The organism is Bradyrhizobium sp. WSM4874 (genome assembly GCF_055811835.1).
The window spans coordinates 119,640-144,904 of the sequence record NZ_JBVVPR010000010.1 but is presented as its reverse complement, the minus strand read 5'-3'; the positions used below and the strand labels follow the sequence as shown (position 1 = coordinate 144,904).

The 25,265-nt window shown below is 64.4% G+C and carries 29 protein-coding genes; 10 read left to right on the top strand and 19 right to left on the bottom strand.

Features of this window, described 5'->3' with window-relative positions; all coding sequences use genetic code 11:
- Positions 1-90: 90 nt before the first annotated feature.
- Positions 91-1,098 (bottom strand): glycerophosphodiester phosphodiesterase, encoded by a 1,008-nt coding sequence (locus AC0L3P_RS13400; RefSeq protein ID WP_473302198.1) that lies wholly within the window; start codon positions 1,096-1,098, stop codon positions 91-93.
- Between the two features lie 160 nt (positions 1,099-1,258).
- Between AC0L3P_RS13400 and AC0L3P_RS13395 the strand changes: the two genes are divergently transcribed.
- Genes AC0L3P_RS13395 through AC0L3P_RS13385 form a run of 3 tightly spaced genes read left to right on the top strand, consistent with a single transcriptional unit; the run spans position 1,259 to position 4,634 of the window.
- The gene (locus AC0L3P_RS13395) at positions 1,259-2,218 is read left to right on the top strand and encodes an acyl-CoA desaturase (RefSeq protein WP_473302197.1); all 960 of its coding nucleotides are present in this window, start codon (positions 1,259-1,261) and stop codon (positions 2,216-2,218) included.
- 45 nt (positions 2,219-2,263) lie between these two features.
- Positions 2,264-3,646, top strand: a complete 1,383-nt coding sequence (locus tag AC0L3P_RS13390) for an MBOAT family O-acyltransferase (protein WP_473302196.1) — start codon at positions 2,264-2,266, stop codon at positions 3,644-3,646.
- 25 nt (positions 3,647-3,671) lie between these two features.
- Entirely contained in the window at positions 3,672-4,634 is a 963-nt protein-coding gene (locus AC0L3P_RS13385) for a hypothetical protein (protein WP_473302195.1), read from the top strand.
- 6 nt (positions 4,635-4,640) lie between these two features.
- On the opposite strand, the gene AC0L3P_RS13380 is transcribed toward AC0L3P_RS13385, so the two are convergent.
- The 3 genes from AC0L3P_RS13380 to AC0L3P_RS13370 form a co-directional block, all read right to left on the bottom strand.
- Complete coding sequence (locus AC0L3P_RS13380; protein WP_473302194.1) at positions 4,641-6,335, bottom strand: fatty acyl-AMP ligase; 1,695 nt, start codon at positions 6,333-6,335, stop codon at positions 4,641-4,643.
- Positions 6,336-6,359: 24 nt separating this feature from the next.
- Positions 6,360-6,614, bottom strand: a complete 255-nt coding sequence (locus AC0L3P_RS13375; protein ID WP_354060554.1) for an acyl carrier protein — start codon at positions 6,612-6,614, stop codon at positions 6,360-6,362.
- A 226-nt stretch (positions 6,615-6,840) separates the two neighbouring features.
- Positions 6,841-7,611 (bottom strand): L,D-transpeptidase, encoded by a 771-nt coding sequence (locus AC0L3P_RS13370; RefSeq protein ID WP_354205354.1) that lies wholly within the window; start codon positions 7,609-7,611, stop codon positions 6,841-6,843.
- Positions 7,612-7,917: 306 nt separating this feature from the next.
- Here AC0L3P_RS13370 and AC0L3P_RS13365 point away from each other — a divergent pair, with 306 nt between their 5' ends.
- Positions 7,918-8,241, top strand: coding sequence for a hypothetical protein (locus AC0L3P_RS13365; protein WP_473302193.1), 324 nt, complete (start codon positions 7,918-7,920; stop codon positions 8,239-8,241).
- A gap of 50 nt (positions 8,242-8,291) precedes the next feature.
- On the opposite strand, the gene AC0L3P_RS13360 is transcribed toward AC0L3P_RS13365, so the two are convergent.
- Positions 8,292-9,053: an ABC transporter permease gene (locus AC0L3P_RS13360; RefSeq protein ID WP_354060558.1), complete on the bottom strand. Its 762-nt coding sequence runs from the start codon at positions 9,051-9,053 to the stop codon at positions 8,292-8,294.
- Positions 9,050-9,973 (bottom strand): ABC transporter ATP-binding protein, encoded by a 924-nt coding sequence (locus tag AC0L3P_RS13355; RefSeq protein ID WP_007600889.1) that lies wholly within the window; start codon positions 9,971-9,973, stop codon positions 9,050-9,052. The genes AC0L3P_RS13360 and AC0L3P_RS13355 overlap by 4 nt, the downstream gene beginning before the upstream one ends.
- 279 nt (positions 9,974-10,252) lie before the next feature.
- On the opposite strand from AC0L3P_RS13355, the gene AC0L3P_RS13350 reads away from it, so the two are divergent.
- Together AC0L3P_RS13350 and AC0L3P_RS13345 are read left to right on the top strand one after the other, a co-directional pair.
- Positions 10,253-10,966, top strand: a complete 714-nt coding sequence (locus AC0L3P_RS13350; protein WP_354060560.1) for a hypothetical protein — start codon at positions 10,253-10,255, stop codon at positions 10,964-10,966.
- 421 nt (positions 10,967-11,387) lie between these two features.
- Positions 11,388-12,377, top strand: a complete 990-nt coding sequence (locus AC0L3P_RS13345; protein WP_473302192.1) for a zinc-binding metallopeptidase family protein — start codon at positions 11,388-11,390, stop codon at positions 12,375-12,377.
- Between the two features lie 23 nt (positions 12,378-12,400).
- Here the strand turns inward: AC0L3P_RS13345 and AC0L3P_RS13340 are convergent, their stop codons facing one another.
- Complete coding sequence (locus tag AC0L3P_RS13340) at positions 12,401-13,252, bottom strand: alpha/beta fold hydrolase (RefSeq protein ID WP_473302191.1); 852 nt, start codon at positions 13,250-13,252, stop codon at positions 12,401-12,403.
- A gap of 127 nt (positions 13,253-13,379) precedes the next feature.
- On the opposite strand from AC0L3P_RS13340, the gene AC0L3P_RS13335 reads away from it, so the two are divergent.
- Both AC0L3P_RS13335 and AC0L3P_RS13330 read left to right on the top strand, forming a co-directional pair.
- A complete protein-coding gene (locus AC0L3P_RS13335) occupies positions 13,380-13,997 on the top strand; it encodes a CGNR zinc finger domain-containing protein (protein ID WP_473302190.1) in 618 nt (205 codons plus the stop codon).
- A 128-nt stretch (positions 13,998-14,125) separates the two neighbouring features.
- Positions 14,126-15,058 carry a LysM peptidoglycan-binding domain-containing protein gene (locus AC0L3P_RS13330; protein ID WP_473302189.1) on the top strand — a complete coding sequence of 311 codons (933 nt, stop codon included), beginning with the start codon at positions 14,126-14,128 and terminating at the stop codon, positions 15,056-15,058.
- Between the two features lie 68 nt (positions 15,059-15,126).
- Here the strand turns inward: AC0L3P_RS13330 and AC0L3P_RS13325 are convergent, their stop codons facing one another.
- From AC0L3P_RS13325 to AC0L3P_RS13305, 5 genes are all read right to left on the bottom strand, one after another.
- Positions 15,127-15,396, bottom strand: a complete 270-nt coding sequence (locus AC0L3P_RS13325; protein WP_473302188.1) for a hypothetical protein — start codon at positions 15,394-15,396, stop codon at positions 15,127-15,129.
- 5 nt (positions 15,397-15,401) lie between these two features.
- A complete protein-coding gene (locus AC0L3P_RS13320) occupies positions 15,402-15,641 on the bottom strand; it encodes a hypothetical protein (protein WP_473302187.1) in 240 nt (79 codons plus the stop codon).
- 26 nt (positions 15,642-15,667) lie between these two features.
- On the bottom strand, positions 15,668-15,985 hold the full coding sequence (locus AC0L3P_RS13315; RefSeq protein ID WP_473302186.1) for a hypothetical protein: 318 nt from the start codon (positions 15,983-15,985) through the stop codon (positions 15,668-15,670).
- A gap of 117 nt (positions 15,986-16,102) precedes the next feature.
- On the bottom strand, positions 16,103-16,558 hold the full coding sequence (hspD, locus tag AC0L3P_RS13310) for a small heat shock protein HspD (protein WP_007613480.1): 456 nt from the start codon (positions 16,556-16,558) through the stop codon (positions 16,103-16,105).
- Positions 16,559-16,787: 229 nt separating this feature from the next.
- The gene (locus tag AC0L3P_RS13305) at positions 16,788-17,861 is read right to left on the bottom strand and encodes a tartrate dehydrogenase (RefSeq protein ID WP_473302185.1); all 1,074 of its coding nucleotides are present in this window, start codon (positions 17,859-17,861) and stop codon (positions 16,788-16,790) included.
- Between the two features lie 134 nt (positions 17,862-17,995).
- On the opposite strand from AC0L3P_RS13305, the gene AC0L3P_RS13300 reads away from it, so the two are divergent.
- Both AC0L3P_RS13300 and AC0L3P_RS13295 read left to right on the top strand, forming a co-directional pair.
- Positions 17,996-18,913: a LysR substrate-binding domain-containing protein gene (locus tag AC0L3P_RS13300; protein ID WP_473302184.1), complete on the top strand. Its 918-nt coding sequence runs from the start codon at positions 17,996-17,998 to the stop codon at positions 18,911-18,913.
- A gap of 37 nt (positions 18,914-18,950) precedes the next feature.
- Entirely contained in the window at positions 18,951-19,775 is an 825-nt protein-coding gene (locus AC0L3P_RS13295; protein ID WP_354205376.1) for an aspartate dehydrogenase, read from the top strand.
- Positions 19,776-19,778: 3 nt separating this feature from the next.
- Here AC0L3P_RS13295 and AC0L3P_RS13290 read toward each other — a convergent pair whose 3' ends face one another.
- The 7 genes from AC0L3P_RS13290 to AC0L3P_RS13260 all read right to left on the bottom strand — a co-directional run bounded on the left by AC0L3P_RS13290 (position 19,779) and on the right by AC0L3P_RS13260 (position 25,179).
- Positions 19,779-21,083 carry a PQQ-dependent sugar dehydrogenase gene (locus AC0L3P_RS13290; protein ID WP_354205378.1) on the bottom strand — a complete coding sequence of 435 codons (1,305 nt, stop codon included), beginning with the start codon at positions 21,081-21,083 and terminating at the stop codon, positions 19,779-19,781.
- Between the two features lie 142 nt (positions 21,084-21,225).
- Positions 21,226-21,435, bottom strand: a complete 210-nt coding sequence (locus AC0L3P_RS13285) for a hypothetical protein (RefSeq protein ID WP_275173407.1) — start codon at positions 21,433-21,435, stop codon at positions 21,226-21,228.
- A 247-nt stretch (positions 21,436-21,682) separates the two neighbouring features.
- Positions 21,683-22,309, bottom strand: coding sequence for a methyltransferase family protein (locus tag AC0L3P_RS13280; protein WP_007600907.1), 627 nt, complete (start codon positions 22,307-22,309; stop codon positions 21,683-21,685).
- A gap of 30 nt (positions 22,310-22,339) precedes the next feature.
- Positions 22,340-23,371, bottom strand: coding sequence for an NAD-dependent epimerase/dehydratase family protein (locus tag AC0L3P_RS13275; protein WP_354257684.1), 1,032 nt, complete (start codon positions 23,369-23,371; stop codon positions 22,340-22,342).
- 29 nt (positions 23,372-23,400) lie between these two features.
- A complete protein-coding gene (locus tag AC0L3P_RS13270) occupies positions 23,401-23,937 on the bottom strand; it encodes an Mpo1 family 2-hydroxy fatty acid dioxygenase (protein ID WP_354060588.1) in 537 nt (178 codons plus the stop codon).
- Positions 23,938-24,091: 154 nt separating this feature from the next.
- Positions 24,092-24,763 (bottom strand): OmpA family protein, encoded by a 672-nt coding sequence (locus AC0L3P_RS13265; RefSeq protein ID WP_275173413.1) that lies wholly within the window; start codon positions 24,761-24,763, stop codon positions 24,092-24,094.
- Positions 24,763-25,179, bottom strand: a complete 417-nt coding sequence (locus AC0L3P_RS13260; RefSeq protein ID WP_473302183.1) for a hypothetical protein — start codon at positions 25,177-25,179, stop codon at positions 24,763-24,765. The genes AC0L3P_RS13265 and AC0L3P_RS13260 overlap by 1 nt, the downstream gene beginning before the upstream one ends.
- Positions 25,180-25,265 lie beyond the last annotated feature (86 nt).

Sequence of the window (25,265 nt, the reverse complement as noted above, 5' to 3'; positions counted from 1 at the left end):
GCAGAGCCGGGGCCCATCGCAACTTCTGGGTCCCCGGCTCTGCGGAGCAGCGTTGCACGCTGCACCGCGTCCGGGACACGAGCCCTGGTCTTAAGGCTCCACCGCTGTCCCCGCCGGCAACGCAATTCCCTTCTCCCCCGCGACCTGTCGCAGCAAATCGGGCCTGTCGGAGATGATGCCGTCGACGCCGATCTCGATCATGCGCGCCATGTCTTCGGGTTTGTTGACCGTCCAGACCACGACACGCAGCCCGAGCGCATGGGCCTCGGCGATCAGTGCCGCGGTCACATCGCCGAAATAGGGCGACCAGACCGCGCCGCCCGCAGCCTTGATGGTTCGGGGAAGCGACCCGCCATGGTCGGCCGGGCTGAATCCCGCCGTCCAATTGGTCGCCTTGTCCAGCGCCACCGTCTGGCCCGAGCCGCGCTGGAGCGTCAGGTACACCGTCGGCATCTTCGGTGCCCGCTGCTGGACCAGCAGCAGGGTTCGCCAGTCGAACGACTGGATCATGACGCGGTCGGAGAATTTTGCGGCTTCGACCACGCCGAGCAGCCTGGTAACGAAAGCTTGCGGATCGAGCGTCTCGTTCGGATGGTTGGGATCGATCTTGGTCTCGATGTTGAAGCGCACGCGCGTGTTGCCGGATTTGCGCACCAGCGCGAACAGCTCGCTCAGGGTCGGAATGCGGGTCCCGGGCATGGCGCGCTGGTCGGGGAATTGTTTCGCGTAAGGGCTGTCTGGCCGGATCTCGCCGACGTCATAGGTCCTGACGTCGGCGAGCCGCAGTTTCACGAACGGCGTGCCGGGAGGCGCGATGTAGGCGCCGCTCGCATCCCGCGCGAGATCAGGATTGAGCCCGCGCTCATGCGAGACGACGACTTCGCCGTCGGCGGTGATGCCGACGTCGAGCTCCAGCGTGTCCACGCCCATCGACAGCGCGTTGGCGAAGGCCGGAAGCGTGTTTTCCGGCAGCAGTGCCCGCCCGCCGCGATGGGCCTCGATGTCGAAGGCCGAATCAGATCCCGAATCGAATCCCATGGCCGGTCCCGCAATGAGAAGTGACAGTACGGTCAAGATCGTCGCAGCACGTGACGGCATGGCGGCTCGAGGGGCAAGCGGAAAGGGTGATATTTCAACGCATTTGGGCGTGTCCGGCCCATAGTATAGGCTTTCGTGGCTGTTGAAAGCTTGGGCGGTGGCTTGGGTTGCGGCCGCCGCAGGGGTATGTACTCATAGTCGGCGCCCTGGAAATCCGCCCGTGCAGCAGCAACGCGATCATCGAATTATCCGCAGCCGGCATTTTCGCCGGATGCAGCGGCGGCATTTCATCATCTTCGACGTTTTGCCCTTCCTCGGCACGCTGCTGGCACTGGCCCTTCTGCTCTATCGCCCGATCGGCGCGATGGAGCTTGGCCTGTTCGTTGGCTTCTGGCTGGTCACCGGCATCGGCCTTACCGTCGGTTATCACCGGCTCTTCACCCACCGCGCCTTCGCGACTTCCACGGCGATGAGTGCGATCCTGGTCGTGATGGGATCGATGGCCGGCCGCGGTCCCATGCTGTCCTGGGCGGCAATGCACCGCCGGCACCACGAATTGTCCGATCACGACGGCGATCTGCATTCGCCGCGGCTGCACGGCGAGGGCGCATTCGGCCGCCTGCGCGGCTTCCTGCACGCGCATTTGACCTGGATGATCGAGCACGATTATCCCAACGTTGCGCACTATGTCCCGGATCTGATGGCGGATCGCAGGCTCGTTGCCGTCAACAGCTACTATTACACTTGGGTCGGTCTCGGCCTGGTGCTGCCGGCCGCGATCGGCGGCCTCGCCACCATGAGCCTGTGGGGCGCACTGACCGGCTTACTGTGGGGCGGCGTGGTGCGCATGTTCGTGGTCGAACAGACCATGTCGGCCATCAACTCCGTGATGCACAGCTTTGGCGCGCAGCCCTTCGTCACCCGCGACGACAACAGCCGCAATCTCGGCGTGATGGCCTGGCTTGCCTGGGGCGAGGGCTGGCACAACAACCACCACGCCTTTCCCTATTCCGCGGCGTTCGGCCTGCGCTGGTTCGAGTTCGATCCCGGCTTCATCTTCATCCGGGCTCTGGAAGCGCTCGGACTGGCCTGGGACGTCAAGGTGCCCAGCGAGGAGAAGATTGCGCGACGCATGCTGCGGCAGCCGGGCGACGCCGCGCCCGACCTCGAAACGGGCTGAGCATCATCCGCCGGCTCACGCCGGCGATGGCGCGGCTTTGAACCGATGCTGTTCAACGACTATCCCTTTCTCCTGGTGTTCCTGCCCGCGGCGCTGCTGATCTATCGCCTGACCGATCCTCATCCGCAGTGGCGCATCGGCGTTCAGGTCGCGCTGTCGCTCGCCTTCTACGCCTGGGGCAGCCCGTCATTCATCCTGCTCCTGATCGGCTCGATTGCGATCAACTGGCTCGCCTCGGTCGCCTATGGGCGCGTGAAGTGGCCGGCGGTGCTGACGCTGGTAATCGTGCTCGATCTCGCGCTGCTGGCGCTGTTCAAATACGCCAACTTCCTTCTCGCCAATCTCGGCCTCGTCCTCGGTACGACGCTGCCGGTGCTCGACATTGGTCTGCCGCTCGGCATCTCCTTCTTCACCTTCCACCACATCATGTACCTGGTCGATCTGAAGCGCGGCAGGGCGCCGCTCTATGCGCTCGACCGCTACGCGCTCTACATCGTCTTCTTCCCGCAGGCGATCGCCGGCCCCCTGGCGCGCTGGTCGGAGGTGATGCATCAGTTCGGCAGGCAGGTCTATGTTCCGGGCTGGCAGCGCCAGTTCTGCGTCGCGACCTGCTTCATTGCGATCGGCCTGTTCGAGAAAATCGTGATCGCCGACGGCCTCGCGCATCTGCTCGATCCCATCTACGCGCAGGCAGCGAATGGGCCGTTGCCCAGCGGCGATGCGTGGCTCGCCTTCTGCTTCTCTTTCCAGATCCTGTTCGATTTCTCCGGCTATTCCGACATCGCGATCGGCCTCGGTCTGCTGTTCGGCGTGCAGCTGCCGTACAATTTCAATGCGCCGCTGCGCTCGACCAATATCCAGGATTTCTGGCAGCGCTGGCACATCACATTGATGCTGTTCCTGCGCGACTACGTGTTCTATCCGCTGGTCAATCTGCGTCTTTTGCCGCGGAGCTGGCTGCCCGTGCAGTTTTTCGGCGCGATGATGATCACGATGGCGCTGTGCGGCCTCTGGCACGGCGCGAGCTGGACCTTCGTACTGTGGGGCGTGCTGCACGGGCTTGCGCTGGTCGCCTCCACGCTGTGGCGTCGCTATGGCCCGAATTTCCCGTCATGGCTCGGCTGGGCGCTCACCGTGTTGTTCGTGCTCGCGACCGGCGTGATTTTTCGCGCGGGATCGGTGGAGGCGGCATGGCATGTCTTCGCCGGATTGGTTTCGCCGCTGCCGCTCGAGCGCGGAAAGCATTTGTGGCCGCTGATCGCAGCGCCGCTGTTCGCCTTCCTGCTGCCGGCGAGCCAGGACATCGTGGCGGTGCTCACGCGCCGTCCCAATCCGTGGCTCGCAGGTCTGCTCGGTCTTGGGCTGTTCGCATTGCTGCTTCACATGGGTGGTCGGGATCTCCATGAGTTCGTCTACTTCAAGTTCTGAGACCGACCCCGGCTGGGGCCGGAGCTTGCTCGCGTGTCTGGGCACGCTGATCGGGGCTGCGCTGCTGGTGCTCGCATTGATGGTGGCGGTCGATCCCTATGACAGCGGCAAGCTCGGCCTGCTTGGCATCGACGGTGTCGATAATCGTCTGACCCAGATCACGGCCGCGAGCCGCGCGCGGAATCCGGATTTCAATGCCGCCATCCTGGGTAATTCGACGGCGCAGATGGTCGAGCCGACGGAATTGTCGCGCGCAACCGGCCTGCGCTTCGTGCAGCTCTACATGACCGGTGCGTTTCCCCGCCAGGAACTCGCGGTGCTGGACTTCTTCCTCCGGAATCACCGGGAGGTCGGCGCACTGGTGATCGTGACGGACCCCGGCTGGTGCGCGCATGCTCGGTCCAAGGAGGAGGGCGGCGTCCCGTTTCCCGACTGGCTCTATGACAGAAGCGTCGTCACCTACGCCGCACGGCTGATCACCTGGCAGGCAATCGAGCACGCCTTTCAACGCATCAGTATCGGCCTTGGCCGGCGACCACGGATGAATCCTGACGGCTTTGTCAGCTACGAGGACATCTGGCCGCCGGGCCAATTCAAGGAAGTCGGCTGGCCCAGGGATCCGGCGCCGTCCTTGTCCGCCGAGATGCGGGCGACATTCCCCGAGATCGCTGCGCTGGCAGATATTGTCAGGGCATTGCCGGCCGATGTGCCCGTCGTCATCATCGTGCCGCCGACCTTCGCGACCACCGTGCCGAAGCCCGGCACGGAAGCGGCCCTGGAGCGCAGCGCCTGCGACGCCGCGCTGAAGAAAGTGGTCGCGGGCCGGCCGCGCAGCAATTTCATCAACTATCGCGTTGACAACGATCTCACGCGCGACCGCGCCAATTTTGCCGACTTCATCCACTATCGCCCAATCCTCGCGCGCAAGATCGAGCAGGGGATCGCCGCGAGCCTGCGCGATGGGGAGAGCGCGAAGATCGACTTCTGAATCGTCTCAGCCGAGCTGGTCGAAACCGCCATCGAGCCAGAGCTTGCGCGCCAGCTTGCGCTGGATCTTGCCGCTGGTGGTCTTCGGCAGGGTGCCGGGCCGGATCAGCGCGATGTGGCGCGCGGAGAGTTCGTGGTTGTCGGTGACGGCCTCGCGAATCCGGCCCTTGATCGCTTCGGTGTCGATCGAGTGGCGCGCGGTGCGCTCGATTTCCTGGACGATGACGAGCGCCTCGTCGCCGGTCTCGTCCGGCACCGAGAACGCCGCGCCGCAGTTTTCGCGCAAAGCTTGGTCGAGGGACTGCACCGTGCGCTCGACGTCCTGGGGATAATGGTTGATGCCGCGGACGACGATGAGGTCCTTGATCCGTCCCGTGACGAACAATTCGCCTGTGACGTCGATGAAGCCGAGGTCGCCGGTGCGCAGCCACGCCCCGTCTTCGCCGGCAAGCTGCGCATTGAGCCCCTCGCGCGTCGCCTCGTCGTTGCGCCAATAGGCGCGTGCGACATTGGCCCCGTTCACCCATATCTCGCCGACGCGGCCCGCGGGCAGGCGCGTCCGATTGTCCACGATCGCGATCTGTTCGCCGGTGAGCGCGCGCCCGCAGCCGACGACGATCTGCGTGTCTTCGGCGCTGGAAGGCGCTTCCGCCGCGTGCGCCTGAAGCGCCGTGCGGCTCAGGCTGCGTGTGACATGACCGCCGCCGCGGCGTCCGCCGGAAATCAGGAGCGTCGCTTCCGCCATTCCGTAGGCGGGATAGATCGCGCGCGGGTCGAAGCCGTGCGGCGCAAATGTCTGGGCGAACCGTTCGATGGTTTCCGCATGCACCGGCTCTGCGCCGTTCAGCGCGATCCTGAGCGAGGACAGATCGATGCCTTCCATCTGGTCGGCGCGATAGCGGCTGACGCAGAGGTCGAAGCCGAAATTCGGGCTGCACGCCACTTCCGCGCGATAATGCGAGATCGCGCGCAGCCAGCCGAGCGGCCGCTGCATGAACGCGTTCGGCGCCATCAACACGCAGGTCGCCCCGACATAGAGCGCCTGCAGCGCGTTCAGGATCAGCCCCATGTCGTGATAGAGCGGCACCCAATTGACGTAAGTCGATTGCCGGGTGTTGCCGAGCCCGAGCCGGATCATCTCGAGATTGGCAAGCAGATTGGCGTGGCTCACCATCACGCCCTTGGGCGCGGACGTCGAGCCGGAGGTGTATTGCAGGAAGGCGATGTCGTCCCGCGCCGGCTCGGGTAGTTCGATCGTCTCGCCGTCGGCCGCGGCGAGATCGACCTCGATCCATCGAATGTTCTCCTGCGTGAAGCGTGCCCGCAGATCCCCACGGAGCGCGATGGCCGAATTGGTGAGTGCCAGCGTCGGCGTGCAATTGGCGAGTATCGTGGCGCTGGCGTCGCGCGCGCTGTTTCGCCGCGGCATCATCATCGGCACGGCGATGATGCCGGCCATCAGACAGCCGAAGAACGCCACCATGAATTCGATGCCGGGCGGAAACACCAGGATGGCGCGGTCGCCCGGACGCGCAGCCGCAGTCAGTCGCGACGCGAGCGCGGATGCGGAGTGATGCAGTTGGCGGAAGGTGAGGACAGCTTCCTCCGCCCCGCGATCAGAGACGAAGACATAGGCGCGGTCGTCGGCCTGCTCCTCTGCACGCCGGGCCAGCAGTGCCACGAGCGAGCGGAAGGTTTCCATGGGTTGCGCCGGCTTCAGCCGCCCTCAGGCGGCGGGGCGGATTGCGCGCTTGTCGGCGAGAAATCGCGACAGCGCCTCAACGGTCGGATGGTCGTAGAAGTCGTCGGTCGATAGTTCGAGGTCGAGCTTCTCCTCGAGCTCCATCATCAGGTAGACCAGCATCGCCGAATCGAGCCCGAGGCGGCTGAACTTCGTGCCGATGTCGACGCGGTCCTTCGAAATGCGCAGGATATTTGCCAGGGCGGTAACGCAGAAATCCGAAATCTGCTCGCGTGTCATGTCATGCCCCAGAAACAATGGGAACGACAATACGGGCGCCCCCCTGGTTGTCAATTTGGTCGGAACGCCGCTGCGTTGAAGGTTGTGGACTGTTGCTTCCTTGCGTCGGCCGGTGCCCAATCCGTGTACCGGCTGGCGCTATTTCCTGCGCTCCACTGCGGCAAGCGCCCGTCGCCGCAGCGGCTTTCTGATTCGCTGGCGCGGCAACGCCGCGTCCCAGATAGGGTCAGTTCTGGTAGTAATAGCCACGCGGCTGGTAAACCTGCCGGGGCTGCGGCTGATAGTAGGTGCCGTTGCCCTGATTGTAATATTGCTGCGGCTGCTGCTGATAGACCTGCGCGTCATAGATCGGGCGGCTCCCGCGCGGGGCGGGGTAGCGCGCGCCGGTGTCGCTGCCGTCGGCTGGATAGATGTAGTTGTCGTCCTGCGGCATGTAGCGGCGGGCAGGCGCGGCCTGAGGCGCCAGGTTCACGGGATCGCCTGATGTGGCGTATTGCTCTTCGGCGGGCTGCGGCGCGCGGGCCACTGCGGTGGGGTTGCGGCCACGCGGATTGCGCGCCAGCGCCACCTGCGCCGAGCCGGTCAGCGTTACCGTGGTGTTGAGCACGCCCTGCTGCTGCACCAGCGCGTAGAGCGTCGTGGCATTCTGGCGCGACAGTCGCACGCAGCCATGCGAGGCGGGGGTGCCGAGCCGGCCGACCGAGTCGGTGCCATGGATGGCGTGCCCGACCTTGGTAAAGAAGATCGCGTGCGGCATCGGCGCGTCGTCGAATTCCTTGGAGTAGTGATCCTCTTCCATGCGGAAGGTGCGGAACGCGCCGTTCGGCGTCTCCCGCGAGGGGATGCCTGTCGACACCGGCCAGTGGTAGCGCGCGACGCCGTCGACGGCGACGGTCATCTGCTGATTGTCCTTGTCGACGGTGATCTCGACCTTGGCCTGCGCGGTGCCCGCGCTCAAAAGCATCAGGGAGGTGAAAGCAATAAAAAACGAACGCATCTGACTTCTGGCCTCCGGCCTGTTCACACTAGGCGCCGCGGCTCTCCGTTCCCCGGCGTGCACTATGCCTGCAATCCGGCTTTCGTTCCAGCGGCCTGCCAGCCCATCGTTAACGGGACGCCCGGCGTAAGCAAGGCCGCTTTGTGCCGCAAAGCCAGCGGCGGTGCTGACATTTTCGCGAGCGGGAGATGCGTTCACAACGCCGACAATTGGTCACATTGGCGCAACCATTTGGCTGCATCGGCGTTGCGATTGACCTGCCTTGGCTGGCGACCTCCGCCGCTGGTTTTACCTTTGGGAATGAAGATGAACAGAGTTTGTGCCGCCGCCGCTTCACGGCCGGCTGGTCTGCCTTTCCGCCTGCTCTTCGCTGGCGCCGCCGTTCTGGCCGCGCTGTCCTGCATCCCACAGCCTGGCCATGCCCAAGGCATCGTTCGGGGCGCCCAGGAGGGTTCTTATGAAGGCAACCGGATCGCCGGCCCCGTGGGCGGCGTGGTGGGTGGCGCGGTCGGCGCCGGTGTCGGCGGTGCCGTCGGCGCGGTCGAGGGGGTGTTCGGCATTCCCCATCGCGGCCACCGTCGCTGCCGCGGCTATTACGACGGGTACAACCGCTTCCACTGTTATCGGTAACCCTTCGGCGATTCCGGGGCGCACCAGTGCCCCCGGAATGACGGCCAGGATCAGTTCTTCAACCGATACCCCGTGCGGAAAATCCACCAGATCGCGACCAGACAGATCACCAGGAACGCCGTGGTCATGCCGATGCTGACGGCCATGCTGACGTCCGCGATCTCGTAGAAGCTCCAGCGGAAGCCGGAGATCAGATAGACGACCGGATTGAGCAGCGCCACCGTGCGCCAGGCGGGCGGCAGCATGTCGATGGAATAGAAGCTGCCGCCGAGGAAGGTCAGCGGCGTCACCACCAGCATCGGGATCATCTGCAGCTTTTCGAACCCGTCGGCCCAGATGCCGATGATAAAGCCGAACAGGCTGAACGTTACCGCCGTCAGCACCAGGAAGGCCAGCATCCAGACCGGATGATGGATGTGCAGCGGCACGAACAGGCCGGCCGTGGCGAGGATGATCAGGCCGAGGATGATCGATTTGGTCGCGGCCGCGCCGACATAGCCGAGCACGATTTCGAAATAGGAGATCGGCGCCGACAGGATCTCGTAGATCGTGCCGGTGAATTTCGGGAAGTAGATGCCGAACGAGGCGTTTGCGATGCTCTGCGTCAGCACCGAGAGCATGATCAGGCCCGGCACGATGAAGGTGCCATAGCTGACGCCCTCGACCTGGCTGATGCGCGAGCCGATCGCGGCGCCGAACACCACGAAATACAACGAGGTCGAGACCACCGGCGAGACGATGCTTTGCAGCAGCGTGCGCCAAGTGCGCGCCATTTCGAACAGGTAGATGGCGCGGACAGCCCGGTAGTTCATGACGCCCTCACGAGATCGACGAAGATGTCCTCGAGCGACGATTGCGTCGTGTCGAGATCGTTGAAACGGATGCCGGCGGTGCGAAGGTCGCCGAGCAGGCTGGTGATGCCGGTGCGCTCGCCCTTGGTGTCGTAGTCGTAGACCAGCGTCGCGCCGCCGTCACAGAGGTCGAGCTCGTAATGGCCAAGACTCTCCGGCAGCGCATCGAGCTTGCCTTGCAGATGCAGCGTCAGCCGCTTCTTGCCCAGCTTCTGCATCAAGGTGGCCTTGTCCTCGACCAGCACGATCTCGCCCTTGTTGATGACGCCGATGCGGTCGGCCATCTCCTCGGCTTCCTCGATGTAATGCGTGGTCAGGATGATGGTGACACCGGATTGCTGAAGCGTGCGCACCACCTCCCACATGCCCTTGCGCAACTCGACATCGACGCCGGCGGTCGGCTCGTCCAGGAACAGGATCTGCGGCTCGTGCGACAGCGCTTTGGCGATCATCACGCGGCGCTTCATGCCGCCGGAGAGCGTGATGATCTTGCTGTCCTTCTTGTCCCACAGCGAGAGGTCCTTCAGCACCTTCTCGATATGATCGGGGTTCTTCGGCTTGCCGAACAGCCCGCGGGAGAAGCTCACGGTCGCCCACACGCTCTCGAAGGCATCGGTGTGCAATTCCTGCGGCACCAGCCCGATCAGCGAGCGCGCCTTGCGATAGGAGGTCTGGATGTTCTCGCCGCCGACGAGGACCTTGCCTTCGCTCGGATTGGCGATGCCGCAGATGATCGAGATCAGCGTGGTCTTGCCGGCGCCGTTGGGGCCGAGCAACGCGAAGATTTCGCCGCGCTTGATGTCGAGATTGACGTTCTTGAGCGCCTTGAAGCCGGACCCATAGGTCTTCGACAAATTGGCGACGGAAATGATGGAGGACATGATGGCCGCAAGTCTGAGGGGCAAAGGCTGGGGAGGGAGGCTGGAACCAGCCGGGAGGGGCGGGTCAGCGGAGCCCTGAGATAGGAAGGCCCTTGCGCGGCTGCAATCAGCGGGAGAAAAATGGCCTCAAAACGGACCCTTCGGTGGCAGGTTTCGGGCAAGTGTTGCGCGATGGTCACGGCTCGCCGCTAAGATCGTCGTTCACGCGGCTCTTTGTTGCGTCTGCGAGCAGGCCATGGCTACGATTCCGATCGAAGCATACTCCCAGGGAAAAGATCGATGAGACCGAACGGCCGTCATACCGCCGGCGCCAGCCAGTTGTCCGCCCTCCGTGCGTGGGCGATGGGCCTGCTTCTGCTGTCAGCTGTTGCCATCAGCCCGACCGCCGCCAAGGCGGCGCCGAGCCAGGCTGCGGTCGCGACCACGCATGTCTACCTGCTCCGCGGCGTGCTCAACATCTTCTCGCTCGGGCTCGACACGATCGGCGCCCGCCTCCAGGCGCAGGGCATCCCGGTGACCGTCGCGAATTTCGTGTCCTGGTCCTCGCTCGCGGACGAGGCGGCTGCCGCCTACAAGGCCGGCCGGCTCAAGACCATCGTGCTAGTCGGGCACTCCTCCGGCGCGACCGCGCTGCCGGACATGATCGCCAAGCTCAACCGTCTTGGCGTTCCCGTGAAACTCGCGGTCGGGCTCGACTCCGTGTTCAAGACCAAGCTGTCGACCGGCGCTGAACGCTACATCAACATCTATATCGGCGACGGCCCCGGCGAGCCGGTGAAGCGCGCGGACGGGTTTCGCGGCAAGCTCGACAATGTCGACGTCCGCGGCTCCGGCGTCGGCCACATCTCGATCGACAAGAACGAGGCGATCCAGCGCCGCGTGATTGCCGAGATCGACGCCGCAATCATGCGCTCGCGCGCACCGGCTCCGGTTGCCGAACCCGGCGCGCCCAGGCCGGCGCGTTCGGCGGCGGCAACGGCTCCCCGGAATTAAGCCCTTCGCCGCAAGGCGCTGAATTGACAATGCCGCCGTCATGCCGACGGCGGCATTGTCGTATCTGCGCCAGCCAGACTTCTGCACAAGACAACGCTTGAGCACCTGCCGGTCGGAGGAAGGGAACTCGGCACCCGATCTGGTGTTGTCACACCATGACAAGAAAACGAAACGTCGGCCCCATGGCGGTTCAGCCCGAGCGGGCGTGGGCCGGTCGACCTGTTTCCGAAAATGTCCTTGAGAAAAAGCCGCAGCCGCAATCGAGCCAGTTGAGCGCGACGCGAGCCGGCCTGTTGAGGCAGCACGCGCTCCGAACGCAGCGTGCGCTGCTCGCCGGCAACAGCGACGGTCGCAAGAGTTAAGAGTTCCTCGAATTGACAGGCCGGTTTTCCGGTGTGCCGTCTGTCTGGGGCCAGTCCACGTGAAGTTTTTTCAGTGCCCGTCATGCCGCCATCCTGTCTCGTTCGAGCACGTCGCGTGCGCGAATTGCAGCACCGAGCTGGCGTTCGATTCCTCGCGCATCGAGATGACGAAACTTGCATCCCATCAAGCTTGCCGGAATCGCGAGATCATCGGCTGCAACTGGTGTGTCGAGGGCGCGGACTGGTATTGCGGCTCGTGCCGCCTCACGCGCACGATTCCAAACCTCGGCAGCACCAGAAACATCATGCTCTGGCGCCGCATGGAGGAAGCCAAGCGCCGCCTTCTCTATGATCTCGGTCGCCTCAGGCTTCCTCTCGCATCGCGCACCGGCGAACAATTGGCGTTCGACATTCTCTCGGACGAGGTCAGACCGATCCTGACCGGGCATCTCTCGGGCCTGATCACGCTCAACCTTGCGGAGGCCGACGATGTCGAGCGAGAATCTCGCCGTGTCGCATTCCGGGAGCCGTACCGCACGTTGCTCGGGCATTTCCGGCACGAGATCGGTCACTTCTATTGGGACCTGCTCGTTGACGGCACGACATTCCAGGCTCCGTTCAAGCTGATCTTCGGTGACCAGGCGCAGGACTACCAGGCCGCGATCAACACCTATTACAGCCGCGCCGATCGTTCATACGACCGAAGCGGCTTCATCAGCGAATACGCCACGTCCCATCCCTGGGAAGATTGGGCGGAAACGTTCGCGCATTTCCTGCATATCGTGTCGACGCTCGACTCGCTGGCAGGTTTGCCGTTGTCGCTGGACGAGCGCGCCCGCCAGACCCTGACAGATCCCTATCTCGAGAGCGACTTCGAGGCGCTCCTGGCCCTGTGGATGCCGCTTGCTCGTAGCATCAACGAACTCAACCGCTCGCTCGGGATGAGCGACGCATACCCGTTCGACATATCGCCGGCGGTCAAAGGCAAGCTGCATCTCGTCCACATGGCCATCAGCGCATTCCGCGATCAGCAGAGCCTGGCGGCGTAAACGTCGCGGCGGACAGCCCCCCGCTACGTCAGGAAGGCGCGAATGGAATCCGCGATCTCCTTCGCGTGCGTCTCCAGCGCGAAATGACCGGTGTCAAAGAACTGCACCTGGGCGTTCGGATTGTCGCGCTTGAATGCCTTGGCGCCGGGCGGAATGAAGAATGGATCGTTCTTGCCCCAGACCGCGAGGAACGGCGGCTTGTGCTTGCGGAAATACTCCTGGAAGGCGGGATAGAGCGCGACGTTGCTCTTGTAGTCGCCCATAAGATCGAGCTGCACGTCGTCCGCGCCCGGGCGCGCAAGGTAGAAATTGTCGAGATTTTGCCCGTCCGGTGACACGGTCGTCGGATCGGGGACCCCATGCGTGTACTGCCAGCGCGTCGCTTCCGGCGTGAGGAAGGCGCGCAGCGCATCGCGATTGGCGGGCGACGGATCCTGCCAATAGGCCCTGATCGGTGTCCAGCCCTCACTCAGGCCATCCACATAGGCGTTGCCGTTCTGCGAGATGATCGCCGTGATCCGCTCGGGGTGACTGAGCGCAAGCCGGAAACCTGTCGGCGCGCCGTAGTCGAAGACGTAGACCGCGAACCGGTCGAAGCCGATCACTTCGGTGAAGCGTTCGATCACGCGTGCGAAATTGTCGAACGTGTAACGGAAGCTTTCGCGCGAAGGCATGTCGGATTGGCCGAAGCCCGGAAGGTCGGGCGCTACGATATGGAACCTGTCCGCAAGCAACGGAATGAGGTCACGAAACATGTGGCCTGCGCTCGGGAAGCCGTGCAGCAGCAGGAGTTTTGGCGCGCCGACAGTGCCGGCCTCGCGATAGGCCACCTTGAATCCGTCGACATCCGCGCTGCTGTAAGTGATTGAAGCCATGACATTCTCCATTGGACGTAACCTCATAAAAGCTGTTTAAGAGGTTACCTGCAGCTATCGTAACTTGTCAATGGCGTTTTAACTGGTTATCTACGTCCATGTTCTCCCGACCGGCCAAGGACCGCTCATGGACCGCCCGCCTGCCATGTTCATCGCCGACTCGCTCGGCCTAGACTTCCTCAATTCGGTGGCGACGCCGGTCGATACGCCAATGGACTGGATCGACGATGGCGATGGCCTGATCGACTGGCTGGCGCAGGCGAAGCTGGTGCCGACAGATGATCTGCACACGCTGACGGCGCGCGCCACGCCCGACGAGCTGGACAAGGTCGCGGATGAAGCGCGCGCCTTGCGCGAATGGTTCAGGGGGTTCGTGCGCAAGCATGCAGGCCGGCCGCTCACGGCAGATGCATTGCGCGAGCTCGGTCCATTGAACAGCCTGCTGGAGCGCGACGAAGCGTTCAGCCGGATCGAGCCCGGGCATGACGATGGCGGCGCTTTGGGACTGCGAATGAAGCGGCGCTGGCGATCGCCGGAAGCGCTATTGCTGCCGGTTGGCGAAGCCATGGCGAAGTTCGTTTGCGACGAGGACTTTTCGAACGTCAAGGCATGCGAGGGGCACAACTGCACCATGCTGTTCGCCGACCACACGCGCAGGCGCGCGCGGCGATGGTGCATCATGGCGGTCTGCGGCAACCGTGCGAAACAGGCCGCGCACCGCAGCAGGCTCAAGAGCATGCAGTGATTGGGCCTCAAGATGCTGGAATGAGCCCGGATCGAGCCCCGGTTCCGTGCCCCAAATTCCACCCAATCGGCCGTCACTAAGCGCCTTTGGGGGAGGCTGCAGCCTCCCGGAGTGGGACTGCTGGACTGATGATCGATTTGAGGCGACTCCTCGCGCTGGCAGCCGTTGCGCTGCTCGCCTTGGGCACGGGGACGGCCGTTGCCTCACCTGCCAAGACGAAGCCCACGGCGGCCGCACCCGCAGCGCCACCGCCCCCACCGTTCGAGCCATTGCCGCCGCCGAAAATCTACCTGTTCCGTGGCGCCATGGGGCCGTTCTTCTCCACCGGTATGGACCGGCTCGAAGAGAAGCTGACGCAGGCCGGCTTTTCGGCCAACGTCTATGAATTCACCATCTGCCGATGGATCGGCGACCGCGCCATCTCCAGCTACAAGGAAACGCCGGCGCCGATCGTGCTGATCGGGCATTCGATGGGCGGGCTGTGCTCGATCGTCATCTCCGAGATGGCGGCCAAGGAGAACGTTCCGATCAGCCTCGTCATCACCATCGATCCCGCGCATGCGACCGGCGACGTGCCGCTCAATGTCGAGCGCTTCATCAACATCTACCTCTCCGACAGCGTGCTCGGCGGCGGCAACGTGGTCGCGGTGCCAGGCTATCGCGGTCACTATGCGAGCTACGACCTGAAGGAGAACGCGCGGGTCAGCCACATCAACATCGAGAAGTCCGACGACATCCACCGTCAGATCGTCGACATGGTCACGCAGCTGCCGCGCATCCCGCCCCAGACGCAGGTCGATGCCGTGCCGCTGCGCTATCTCGTGCCGGCGAATACGCTCGTCGAATTGTGGGACAGTGGCGTGCGGCTACAGGTGCGCCGCGGCGATACCATGGAGAGCATCGCGGCAGCCAATCGCGTGCCGCTGTGGTCGCTGGCGCAGAGCAATTCGCTGCCGGAGAACGCAACGCTCACCCCCGGCCAGTCCATCATCGTCCCGCGCCACCTGACACCGCCGGAGCCGACAGCCGCCATGGCAACCCCACCGCCCGCACGGCGGTAAGCGGCCGGCAACGGAGATGGCCGGGATGGAGCTTGGCTGCTGCCAGGCACCATCCCTCGCGGCAGCTGTCATTCACGCATCTTGTGCCGCGGCACCCATCCTGATGCGGGTGCCGCCAATGAGGAGCGAGCCGTGGCGGAAGCCTGGCCCGCCGGGCGATAGGGCGCGGCGAGAAGCATCAGAAACAACGCCCTTTCAGCCGCATATTTAGCGGCAGGTCGGCCATTTTCGTAGCCGTGCATGACCAGGCGTCCTTCCGTCGTGCAGACACGCCACCGCCATGTCCTTCGACCGCATTTCTTCAGGAACACTTCGAAGGTCGGGAGCTGTTCGGGCATGTCGATCACCCGTGGCTGCTTGGCGTCAGGCGCGTGGTTGCGTTTCCCATCGCCCGGTTCGGAGCCTGAAAGGTGAGCGGAAAGGCGGAGACGGCGAGCTTCTCGATCGCCGAGCGCTCCTCCGACACACGTCTCTCGATGAACCGCCGTTCGAATTCGGTCAGCTCGGTCTTGAGCAACCGCTGATAGCGGCTGATGTTGCTGCGGTGGCCGCGCAACAAGGCCAGCTCTTCATCGACCATCATCGCAATCCCCGTTGAGCTGTGTTTGCCTAGGCTGCGAGGCCGGTTCGCTCGACGGATCGCGTGCGGACCGGCTTGCCGCCCGGAGGTCCCTTCGGATGGTGGTCGAGGCTCGCGAGCGCTTCCAGAATTTCGTCGATCGTGACGGCCTTGCCCGAGCCGGGCAGCTCCCGCAATGTCGGACTCGAGGCGACACTGGCTGCGTCCGAAGCCCAGGACGCGAGGATCGCGCGCTTCTCGCCGATCGACAGAGTTAGGTCGGCTAGGACGTCGCGGGGATGATCATAGACAGAGCCAGGGTGCAGTATTGCGTTCAGATCGATGATGTTGTCGACATGATCGAGCATGAGAGGTCCTCCTCCTTTCTCTAAACCTCTGACTTGCATTCGGGTACGCGGTCGAAGGCCATGGTCGATCCCGCCCGACGTTCGGACGGGATCACGCAGGTCTCCGACAGACCGAATTCAGGCGGCTTTGCCTTCGAGTTGATGCACGTTGCCGGACGGCGCGGCATTGATGGCAATTCGCCGCGGCTTCATGGCTTCAGGGATTTCCCGGACCAGTTCGATCTTGAGCAGACCGTTCTCGAACGAGGCGCTGTGCACCTGAACATAATCGGCCAGGTTAAACTGCCGCTTGAACGGCCGCGCGGAAATGCCCCGGTAGAGATATTCGCGTTCGGTTCGGTCCGGCTTGTTTCCCTCGACGGTCACCGCGTTCTGCTCGGCAGTCACCGTGACCTCGTTGGGTGCAAAGCCCGCAATCGCCAGCGAAATCTGGTAGCGATCCTCGCCGACGCGCTCGATGTTGTAGGGGGGATAGTTGTCCTCGCCGGCACGCTGTGCCGTTTCAACGAGGTCGAAAAGGCGGTCGAAGCCAACGGTCGAACGCCACAAGGGGGAGAAGTCGTAAGTGCGCATAGCCAGATCCTCCAAGGAGCAAAATGGATACGAACGACACCGGACACGACCGGTGCCCGTCTCAGCTTCCCGACCCACCAGGCGTCGGGAACGCCACCTCTCGGCGGCAGCGGAAAAATAAAAAAAGCCTGTTTTGGTTTCAAGAGGGGTCCAAAATTTTTTGGAATCCCTGGCGCTTCCCGCGCCAACCCTCTCCCGCAGAGCGGGGGAGGGAGGAGACGCACCTCGACTAGACGTTCGATCCGTGGATCGCCTCGATCACGGCATCCGTCACGTCCTTCGTCGTCGCCGTGCCGCCGACATCGGGCGTCAGCACGCCGGCTGCGCAGACGCGCTCCACCGCCGCCATCAACCGCACCGCCGCGTCTTTCTCGCCGAGATGCTCCAGCATCTGTGCGCCGGTCCAGAACGTCGCGACGGGGTTCGCAATGCCCTTGCCGGTGATGTCGAAGGCCGAGCCGTGGATCGGCTCGAACATCGAGGGGAAGCGGCGCTGCGGATCGATATTGGCGGTCGGCGCGACGCCGAGGCTTCCCGCCAGCGCGCCCGCGAGGTCGGAGAGGATGTCGGCGTGCAAATTGGTCGCGACAATGGTGTCGAGGCTCTTCGGATGCAGCGTCATGCGCACCGTCATGGCGTCGACCAGCATCTTGTCCCAGGTCACATCGGGGAATTCGGCCGCGACCTCGGCGGCGATCTCGTCCCACATCACCATGCCATGGCGCTGCGCGTTCGACTTGGTCACCACGGTCAGGAACTTGCGCGGGCGCGACTGCGCGAGCTCGAATGCATAGCGCATGATCCGCGTGACGCCAACGCGGGTGAACACTGCGACCTCGGTGCCGACCTCTTCCGGGAGACCCCTGTGGGCGCGGCCACCCATGCCGGCATACTCGCCCTCGGAATTCTCGCGCACGATCACCCAGTCGAGGTCGCCGACGCCGACATTGCGCAGCGGCGAGGCGACGCCCGGCAAGATCTTGGTCGGCCGCACATTGGCGTATTGGTCAAAGCCCTGGCAGATCGGCAGCCGCAGGCCCCACAGGGTGATGTGGTCGGGCACGTCGGGCGCACCGACCGCGCCGAAATAGATCGCGTCGAATTTCTTGAGCTCAGCAAGGCCGTCGGCTGGCATCATGACGCCGTGCTTCTTGTAGTAGTCCGAGCCCCAGTCGAACGTCTTGATGTTGAAGGCAAGGTCGCCGCTGCGTTTGGCCAGCGCCTCCAGCACGCGAATGCCGGCGGAGATCACCTCGGGGCCGATGCCGTCGGCGGGGATCGCTGCAATCGAGTGGGTGCGCATGAGGATGCTCCGTCCAGATGTCGGTGGGACTGCGTGACGCTAGCGAGCTTAGGCGGCAGCGGGGGAGGCACTCAATAGGCGGTGGTTTATACAAAAAAATGATATAATCCCGTTACAGGATCAGAGGACCGCGAATGGAATTGCATCAGTTGCGATGCTTCGTGGCGGCTGCCGAGCAGTTGCATTTCGGCCGCGCGGCGCAGCATCTCCAGATGCTGCCCTCCGCACTCGGCCGCCAGATCAAGCTGCTGGAGCAGGATCTGGACACGCGGCTGTTCGCGCGGACGACGCGTGCGGTATCGCTGACGGAAGATGGCGCGACGCTGCTGCGCGATGCCCGTGCCATCCTCGCCCGCGTCGAGGCGGTCGAGAGCAATCTGCGCAATCGCTCGCGCGCGGGGGCTGCTCGAAAACTCCGGGTCGGCGCCATCGACAGTGCTGCGGCGGGAATGTTGCCGGCCTTGCTACGCGACTTCCGCGCAATGCATCCTGAGATCGCGGTGCAGCTTCTGGAGGAGAAGACCGTCCGGCTGCTGCCAAAGATACTGACCGGCGCGCTCGATCTTGCCTTCGTGCGTCCACCGGCTCAGCGGGACAAGCGGCTCGACTTCCGCGATCTGCTGCAGGAGACAGCCATCGTGGCCTTCCCGCAGCGCCACGCGCTGGCCAAACGCATGTCGATCACGCTGGCGGAGATCGCCGAGGAGGCGATGCTGGTGCCGGACCGCCGCTCGCGGCCGCACAGCCACGACCTCACGATGAGACTTTTCGAGCAGGCGGGCCTCACGCCGCGTATCGTGCAGGTCGCCGACGAGAAGCAGACCATCATCAATCTCGTCGCAACCAGGCTCGGGGTCGCGATCGTGCCGCGCTGGTCCACGCGGATGGCGGCATCAGGCGTGCGCTTCGTGCCGCTGCGGCCCAGGCAGATCGGGCCCGTCGGCCGGCTGCCGCTCGCTGCCGCATGGCTGCGCGGCTCGCGTGATCCGGCCCGTGACGCAATGCTGTCCGTGCTCGAGACGCGTCTGCGCAGCTATGCGCGCGACGCCTGAGGCGCTATGACATCGGCTGGGCGAGAGGAGTGATGCGATGATTGAACCGAGAGCTTCGAACCAATTGCGGGTTGCCATCGCGGGGCTCGGCTCGATCGGCACCAAAATCGCCACGGCGCTCGATCAGGGCATCGAGGGATTGACGCTCTCTGCCGTGGCGGTGCGCGATCCCGCAAAGCATCAGAAATTGCTCGCCAGCCTGCGTCGTCCGCCATCCGTACTGCCGCTCGACCAGCTCGGCGACGCCGCCGACATCGTGGTCGAATGCGCGCCGAGCAGCCAACTGCGCGCGATCGTCGAGCCCGCGGTGAAACGCGGCAAGGCCGCGGTCGTCGTCAGCGTCGGCGGGCTGCTCGACAATTTCGATCTTGTCGATCTCGCCCGCGCCAATGGCGGCCGCATCCTCGTGCCGACCGGCGCGCTGATCGGGCTCGACGCCGTCAACGCCGCCGCGATCGGCACAATTCACTCGGTGAAGATGGTCACGCGCAAGCCGATCGACGGCTTGAAGGGCGCGCCGTTCATCGTCCAGAACAACATCGATATCGACAATCTGCGCGAGCCGCTCAAGCTGTTCGAAGGCACCGCGCGGGAGGCTGCGAAAGGCTTTCCGGCCAATCTCAACGTCGCGGTCGCGCTGTCGCTCGCGGGCGTCGGGCCGGATCGCACCCAGGTGCAGATCTGGGCCGACCCGACCGTGACGCGCAATGTTCATCGCATCGAGGTCGAGGCGGATTCCGCGCGCTTCTCGATGTCGATCGAGAATATCCCGTCCGAAAATCCCAAGACCGGATTGATCACGGCGCTCTCCGTGATCGCTCTGCTCCGCAAGCAGCGCGCCACGCTCAGTATTGGAACGTGACCGTTACGCGCCCGTCACGCGCCAGATCACGTTGCCGACGTCGTCGGCCATCAACAGCGACTTCTTGTCGGGACCGATCGCGACGCCGACCGGACGGCCGTAGGATTCCTTTTCGTCCGGCGCCAGGAAACCCGACAGGATGTCGCGACCCGGACCCGAGGGCTTGCCGTTCTCGAACGGGATGAACACCAGTTTGTAGCCGGACAGCTTGCTGCGATTCCACGAGCCGTGCTGGCCGATCGCCATGCCGTCCGGGAAGCCCGGCAGCGTGCCCGCGGGCATCCAGCACAGACCGAGCGAGGCGGTATGGCCGCCGAGCGCATAGTCCGGCGTGAGCGCCTTGGCGACCATCGCCGGATCCTGCGGCACGCGGTCGTCCACGGTCTTGCCCCAGTAGCAATAGGGCCAGCCGTAGAAGCCGCCATCGCGCACCGAGGTCAGATAGTCCGGCGGCGTTTCGTCGCCGAGGCCGTCGCGCTCGTTGACGACCGTCCAGAGCACGTTGGTGTTCGGCTCCCAGGCGAGACCGACCGGGTTGCGCAGGCCGGCGCCGAAGATGCGGTGCGTGCCGGCGACGAGGTCGAGCTCGTAGACCGCGGCGCGGCCTTCCTCGACCTCCATGCCCATCTCGGCGATGTTGCTGAGCGAGCCGACGCCGGCATAGAGCTTTTTGCCGTCGGGGCTTGCGAGCAGGCTGCGGGTCCAGTGGCCGCTCGGCTTGAAATTGGTGAGGCGCTTGCCCGGCGCGGTGATGCAATCGGCATTCGCCACGTACGGGAAGGCCATCACACCGTCGGTGTTGCCGACATAGAAGGTGTCGCCGACCAGCGCCATGCCGAACGGCTGGCTGAGATTTTCCATGAACGCGCCGCGATACTCCGCGACGCCATCGCCATCCTTGTCGCGCAGAAGCGTGACGCGGTTGGCGCTGACGCCGAGCGCGGCTGCGCGCCGCATCGTCGCCTGCATCGCGTAATGAAACACCGACCTCGGGGCCCCCGCGATCTGCGTTGCCTCCGCGATCAGCACGTCGCCATTGGGCAGTACCTCGATCCAGCGCGGATGGTCGAGGCCGGTCGCGAACGCATTGACCTTGAGCCCGGGTGCGACCGTCGGCTTCTGTCCTTCGCTCCAGCCCCGCGCCGTCGGCATCTTCAGTGTCGGGATGGCGCCCTGCGGCTTTGCTTCGGGAATCGCGGGCGATTGGCCCCAGGCCGGCGCAGGCACGGTGCCCGACAGCTTTCGCCATTGCAGCGCGATGCCGCCGAGAAGCGCAACGAACTGCGCAAAGATGCTGGAAAAAGTCATGAGAGGCCCCTGTTTGCGCGCGCATCCAACGGGCTGACGGGGCCGACGTCAACCTGTGCGACGGGCCGCGGGGCTCTATTCCCGTGGAATGGCAGCCGTTCGAATTTGCATGGGACGAATGCCGACAGGCTAGGCCCGGAGATCAGCGGCCGATCTGCCGCTCCGCCCGGCGCGCTGCGCGAAAGTCATCCAGCTGGTGGATGTTCGGCGCCAGCGCCGCCTCTCTGGAGAGGAGATGATAGACTCGCGCGACCGTGCGCTGCTTCTGCTTCGGCCGCCCGGGCGGCAGCGCCCGCGCCTTGCGGACGGCGGCGATCGCGTGCTCGCGGAAATAATCGTAGGCGTCGGACATGGCTCGATGCTCTGCGGTGTGTGGCAGGTATCGAGGGCTAACGGGCTGGAGGGAGGGCAGTTCCTCTGGCTGTCGTCCCGGCCTAGTGCGCAACTGCGCACGGGGGCCGGGACCCATACCGCGGAATCCATCGTTTGCAGATGGCAGAAGTACCGAAGCGACGAGTCTTCGCCAAACCGCAGCCTGTGGTTATGGGTCCCGGCCTCCGCCGGGACGACATCGAATGTGGGGCGCGTTCCCCGCGCCCTCAGCGCGGCGACAGGAACGGAATGATCATCGGCACGCGGCGGCAATAGGCGCCGTAGGCGTCTTCGCCGAGCTCCTTGGACAGGAACACTTCTTCCATCCGGCCCTTCTGCCACATCCCGAGCGAGATCAGGATCGCGCCGAGCATCGCAGTCACGGTGCCGACCGCGATGCCGGTCACCAGCATGCCGAGGATCAGGCCGGTGTAGATCGGATGACGCACGATGCCGTACGGACCCGTGTCGATGACGCGGTGGTCTTGCTTGTGAGTGATGGTGTTGGACCAGAACTGTCCGAGATGCAGCCGACCCCACCAGGTGAAGGAGATGCCGGCCAGCACGATCAGCGCCACGACATAGACGGCTGTATTGCTGAACACCCAGAGCGGCTTCTCGCCGAGCACCTCGGCGGTCCAGGGCGTGAACAGGATGCCGCCGACCAGGATCGGGATGCGATAGCGGCCGGACTCCAGCGTCATCACCTGCTTCTGGGTGCGGCCCTGCCAGAACGAGGCGCCGACCCAGCTTGCGAGCCAGGCGAGCCAGATCAGGGCGAGCAGTTGCGTCGGCCAGGTCGTGGTCCAACCACCCCAGGCGACAGAGAGAAGCTTGCTGAAATCGAAGGACATGCGGAAAGGTTCTTTGGGTTGGGCGGCAGCTCAGCTGGCGCGCGAGGAGAGCGCGTGATGCTCGATGGCGCCGGAGGCAAGCGCGCCGCCGCGGGCGAGAAGATGGGTGATGGTTTCGCGCAGGACCGGCTCGATCGGGCGCGGCGCGTAGCCGAGTTCGGTGCGCGCCTTGCCGATCGAGAGGTCGCTCGCGGCGAGCGCGATGCGCACGCCCTCGGCGGTGCCGTTGGGCGGCCTGCGCGTGACGTGATCGGATAGATATTCGAGCATGATGCCCGACAACTCGGCCATCTTGCCGGGAACGACGACCGGGAATTGCCGGCGGCCGCTCATCGCGGACATCATCCGCAGAATCTGGCCGAGCCTGACGCAGTCGCCGCCGAGGATGTAGCGCTGGCCGTTACGCCCGCGTTCCATGGTCAGCACGAGGCCCATGGCAACGTCGCGGACGTCGACGAGATTGACCGGGAAGTCGAGATGCGGCTGCACCTTCTTCTGCAGGAAGTACCACAGCATCGCGGTCGGCGGCGTCAGATTATGATCGGCCGCACCGATCGGCATCGTCGGTGTGCCGATCACCAGCGGAAAACCTTCAGCCGCGGCCTTCGCGGCGCAATGCTCGGCCAGCGATTTCGACCGCGTGTAAGCGCCCGGCATCGCATCGGCCGGCTGGAGCGCCTCTTCGGCGGGAACACCGTTGAGGTCGGAATAGGGGAACAGGATCGATTCTGTCGAGCAGTGCAGGAAGCGCGAGATGCCGCGCTTCATCGCGGCCGCGAGCACGATCTCGGTGCCGCGGCAATTGACGTCGTGAAAGGCTTGCTTGTCGGCGACCCACATGCCGGGCAGGCCGGCGAGGTGATAGACCTGATCGACACCCGCGATCGCGGCATCGACCGCGGCGCCGTCCAGCACCGAGCCATGGGCATATTCAACGTCGGCATACGGCGTGGCCGGCGCACGGACATCGAGCACACGCACCCGCTGCCCACGGGCGCGGAGCGCTTCTACGAGATGATGTCCGATGAAGCCGCTGCCACCGGTAACCAGTACGAGAGCCATGCAGAAGGTTTGCTGTTTCGCGTCTAGAGCTATCGGGTTGAAAGGGAATTGGTCGGAACAGGCGCCAGAATCGCGGCAAGGTCGCGACGGAAGCCCAATGCAATGAATAATTTTGCCATGACAAACATCGGTCCAAGCAGAAAATGCGTGGGGTGGTCGACCATCGACGGCTGCCGCTCCTCGAAAACCTTGTGGCCGACGATCTGCGAAGCGACGCCAAGTCCGATCAGCACCGCAAAAATCGACCACATCATGACGATCGAGACCTGATTGCCGATCGCGGTTGCGACCGAAAGCAGCACGATCATCGAGGCGAGGATGCCGAGCCCGATCCCGGCGTCCAGCATCAGCCAGTAGACCAGCACCGGCAGGGCAAGAATCACGGCCAGGCTCACCTCGATCCCGAACAGCGGGAAATGCACCAGCGTCAGCGGCAGCACGGCGCCGGTGAAGAGCAGGAGAATGCCGACCACGTGCATCGCGCAGTTCCAGGGATCGCGATGATATTCGACGTAGTCGGCCAGCTGGCGTTGAAAATAACTGGCCATCTCGGTCTCGTGCAGCATGGGGTCGGGAAGGGCGAAAAAAGCCTATAGCACCTGATAGGGCGGTGCACAAACCGGCGCGATTGTCGCGCGAAACCGCGCTGTTGCGCTGTGAGACAAGTCACAAAACGATCGGGACTTCAAAGGGTTCCGTCGGGCGCCGCGGCGCGTCCGCTCAGCGCTTCTTGGCGGGCTTTTTCGCCGCAGGCGCAGGTGTCGCAGCCGGATGCGCAGGCGCTTCCTCCGGTACCTTGGCGTAGGTCGCGATTTGCAACTGGCCGTTGACGGCCGAGCTTGGCCTGGCCCGATCGAGAAACTGCTCCTCGCCGAGGCCGATCGGATGCAACCGCTTGGTCGAGATCTTGAACGTGTTCACCAGCACGTCGCGAATCGCGTCCGCCCGGCGCTGGCTCAGGATGGCGTTGGCCTCGCGCGTCTTCGCGTTGGATTCGACATGGCCGACGATCAGGAACGTGTAGGGCAGCAGTGAAGCATGGACCAGCGCGTCGGCGAGGCGGCCGACGGTCTGGTAGGACGCCGGCTGGATGATCGGCGTGTCGGCGTCGAACTGAATCTGCGCGGTGAAGGTCGGCAAATTGACCAGATCGGGCGCGATCAGCGGCCGGTTCACCGGACCCGGATCGTTCTTGATCCTGGCCTTGGCCCGCTCCATCACCTGCAGCTTCAGCGCGGGAAGATCGATCTCGGCGGGCTGTTCGAAATGGTTGAGCTTGCCGACGATGTCGTCGCGGGTCGGCGGCGCCGTCTGCGCTTGGGCTGCGCCCGCGAGCAAAGCGAGGCCGAGCGCGATGGATATTCCGGCGGTGAAAAGCCTGTTCGCCGGCATCACCGATACCCCGCGTCGTCGACGGCCTTCAGGCAGTTGTTGCTGATGCCTTTGGGCGTCGAGACCAGGCAGGGGACCGCCTTGCTGGTCTCCTTGGTCGAGCCGCCGCAGACCTTGACGATCTCGCGCTGGCAGGCGTTCGCCACCGTGACCCGGGCGGCGACGCGCTTCTGGATGGCATCGAAGGCGCCGAGATAGTCGCTCTGGCACTGCTGTGAGAGCACGTCGCGGTTGCGCGACAGGCACTCCTTCAGGCGGGTCGAATCCGGGTTGACGCCGCGGCAATTGGCGACGATTTCCGCACCGCAACTTTTCGCCAGCATCCCGATCGAATCGCCAAAGCTCACGGTCTCCGCCGCTGCAAGCGACGGCATGACCAATGCCAGTACGATCAGTGTGATGGAGCCCCGGACCATGGCCGCATCTGATACGGGGAAGTTCGCGGTGGTCAAGGGGCGTAGAAGGAAGAAACGGCAGCGTAACGCCACCGCCACACAGGGCA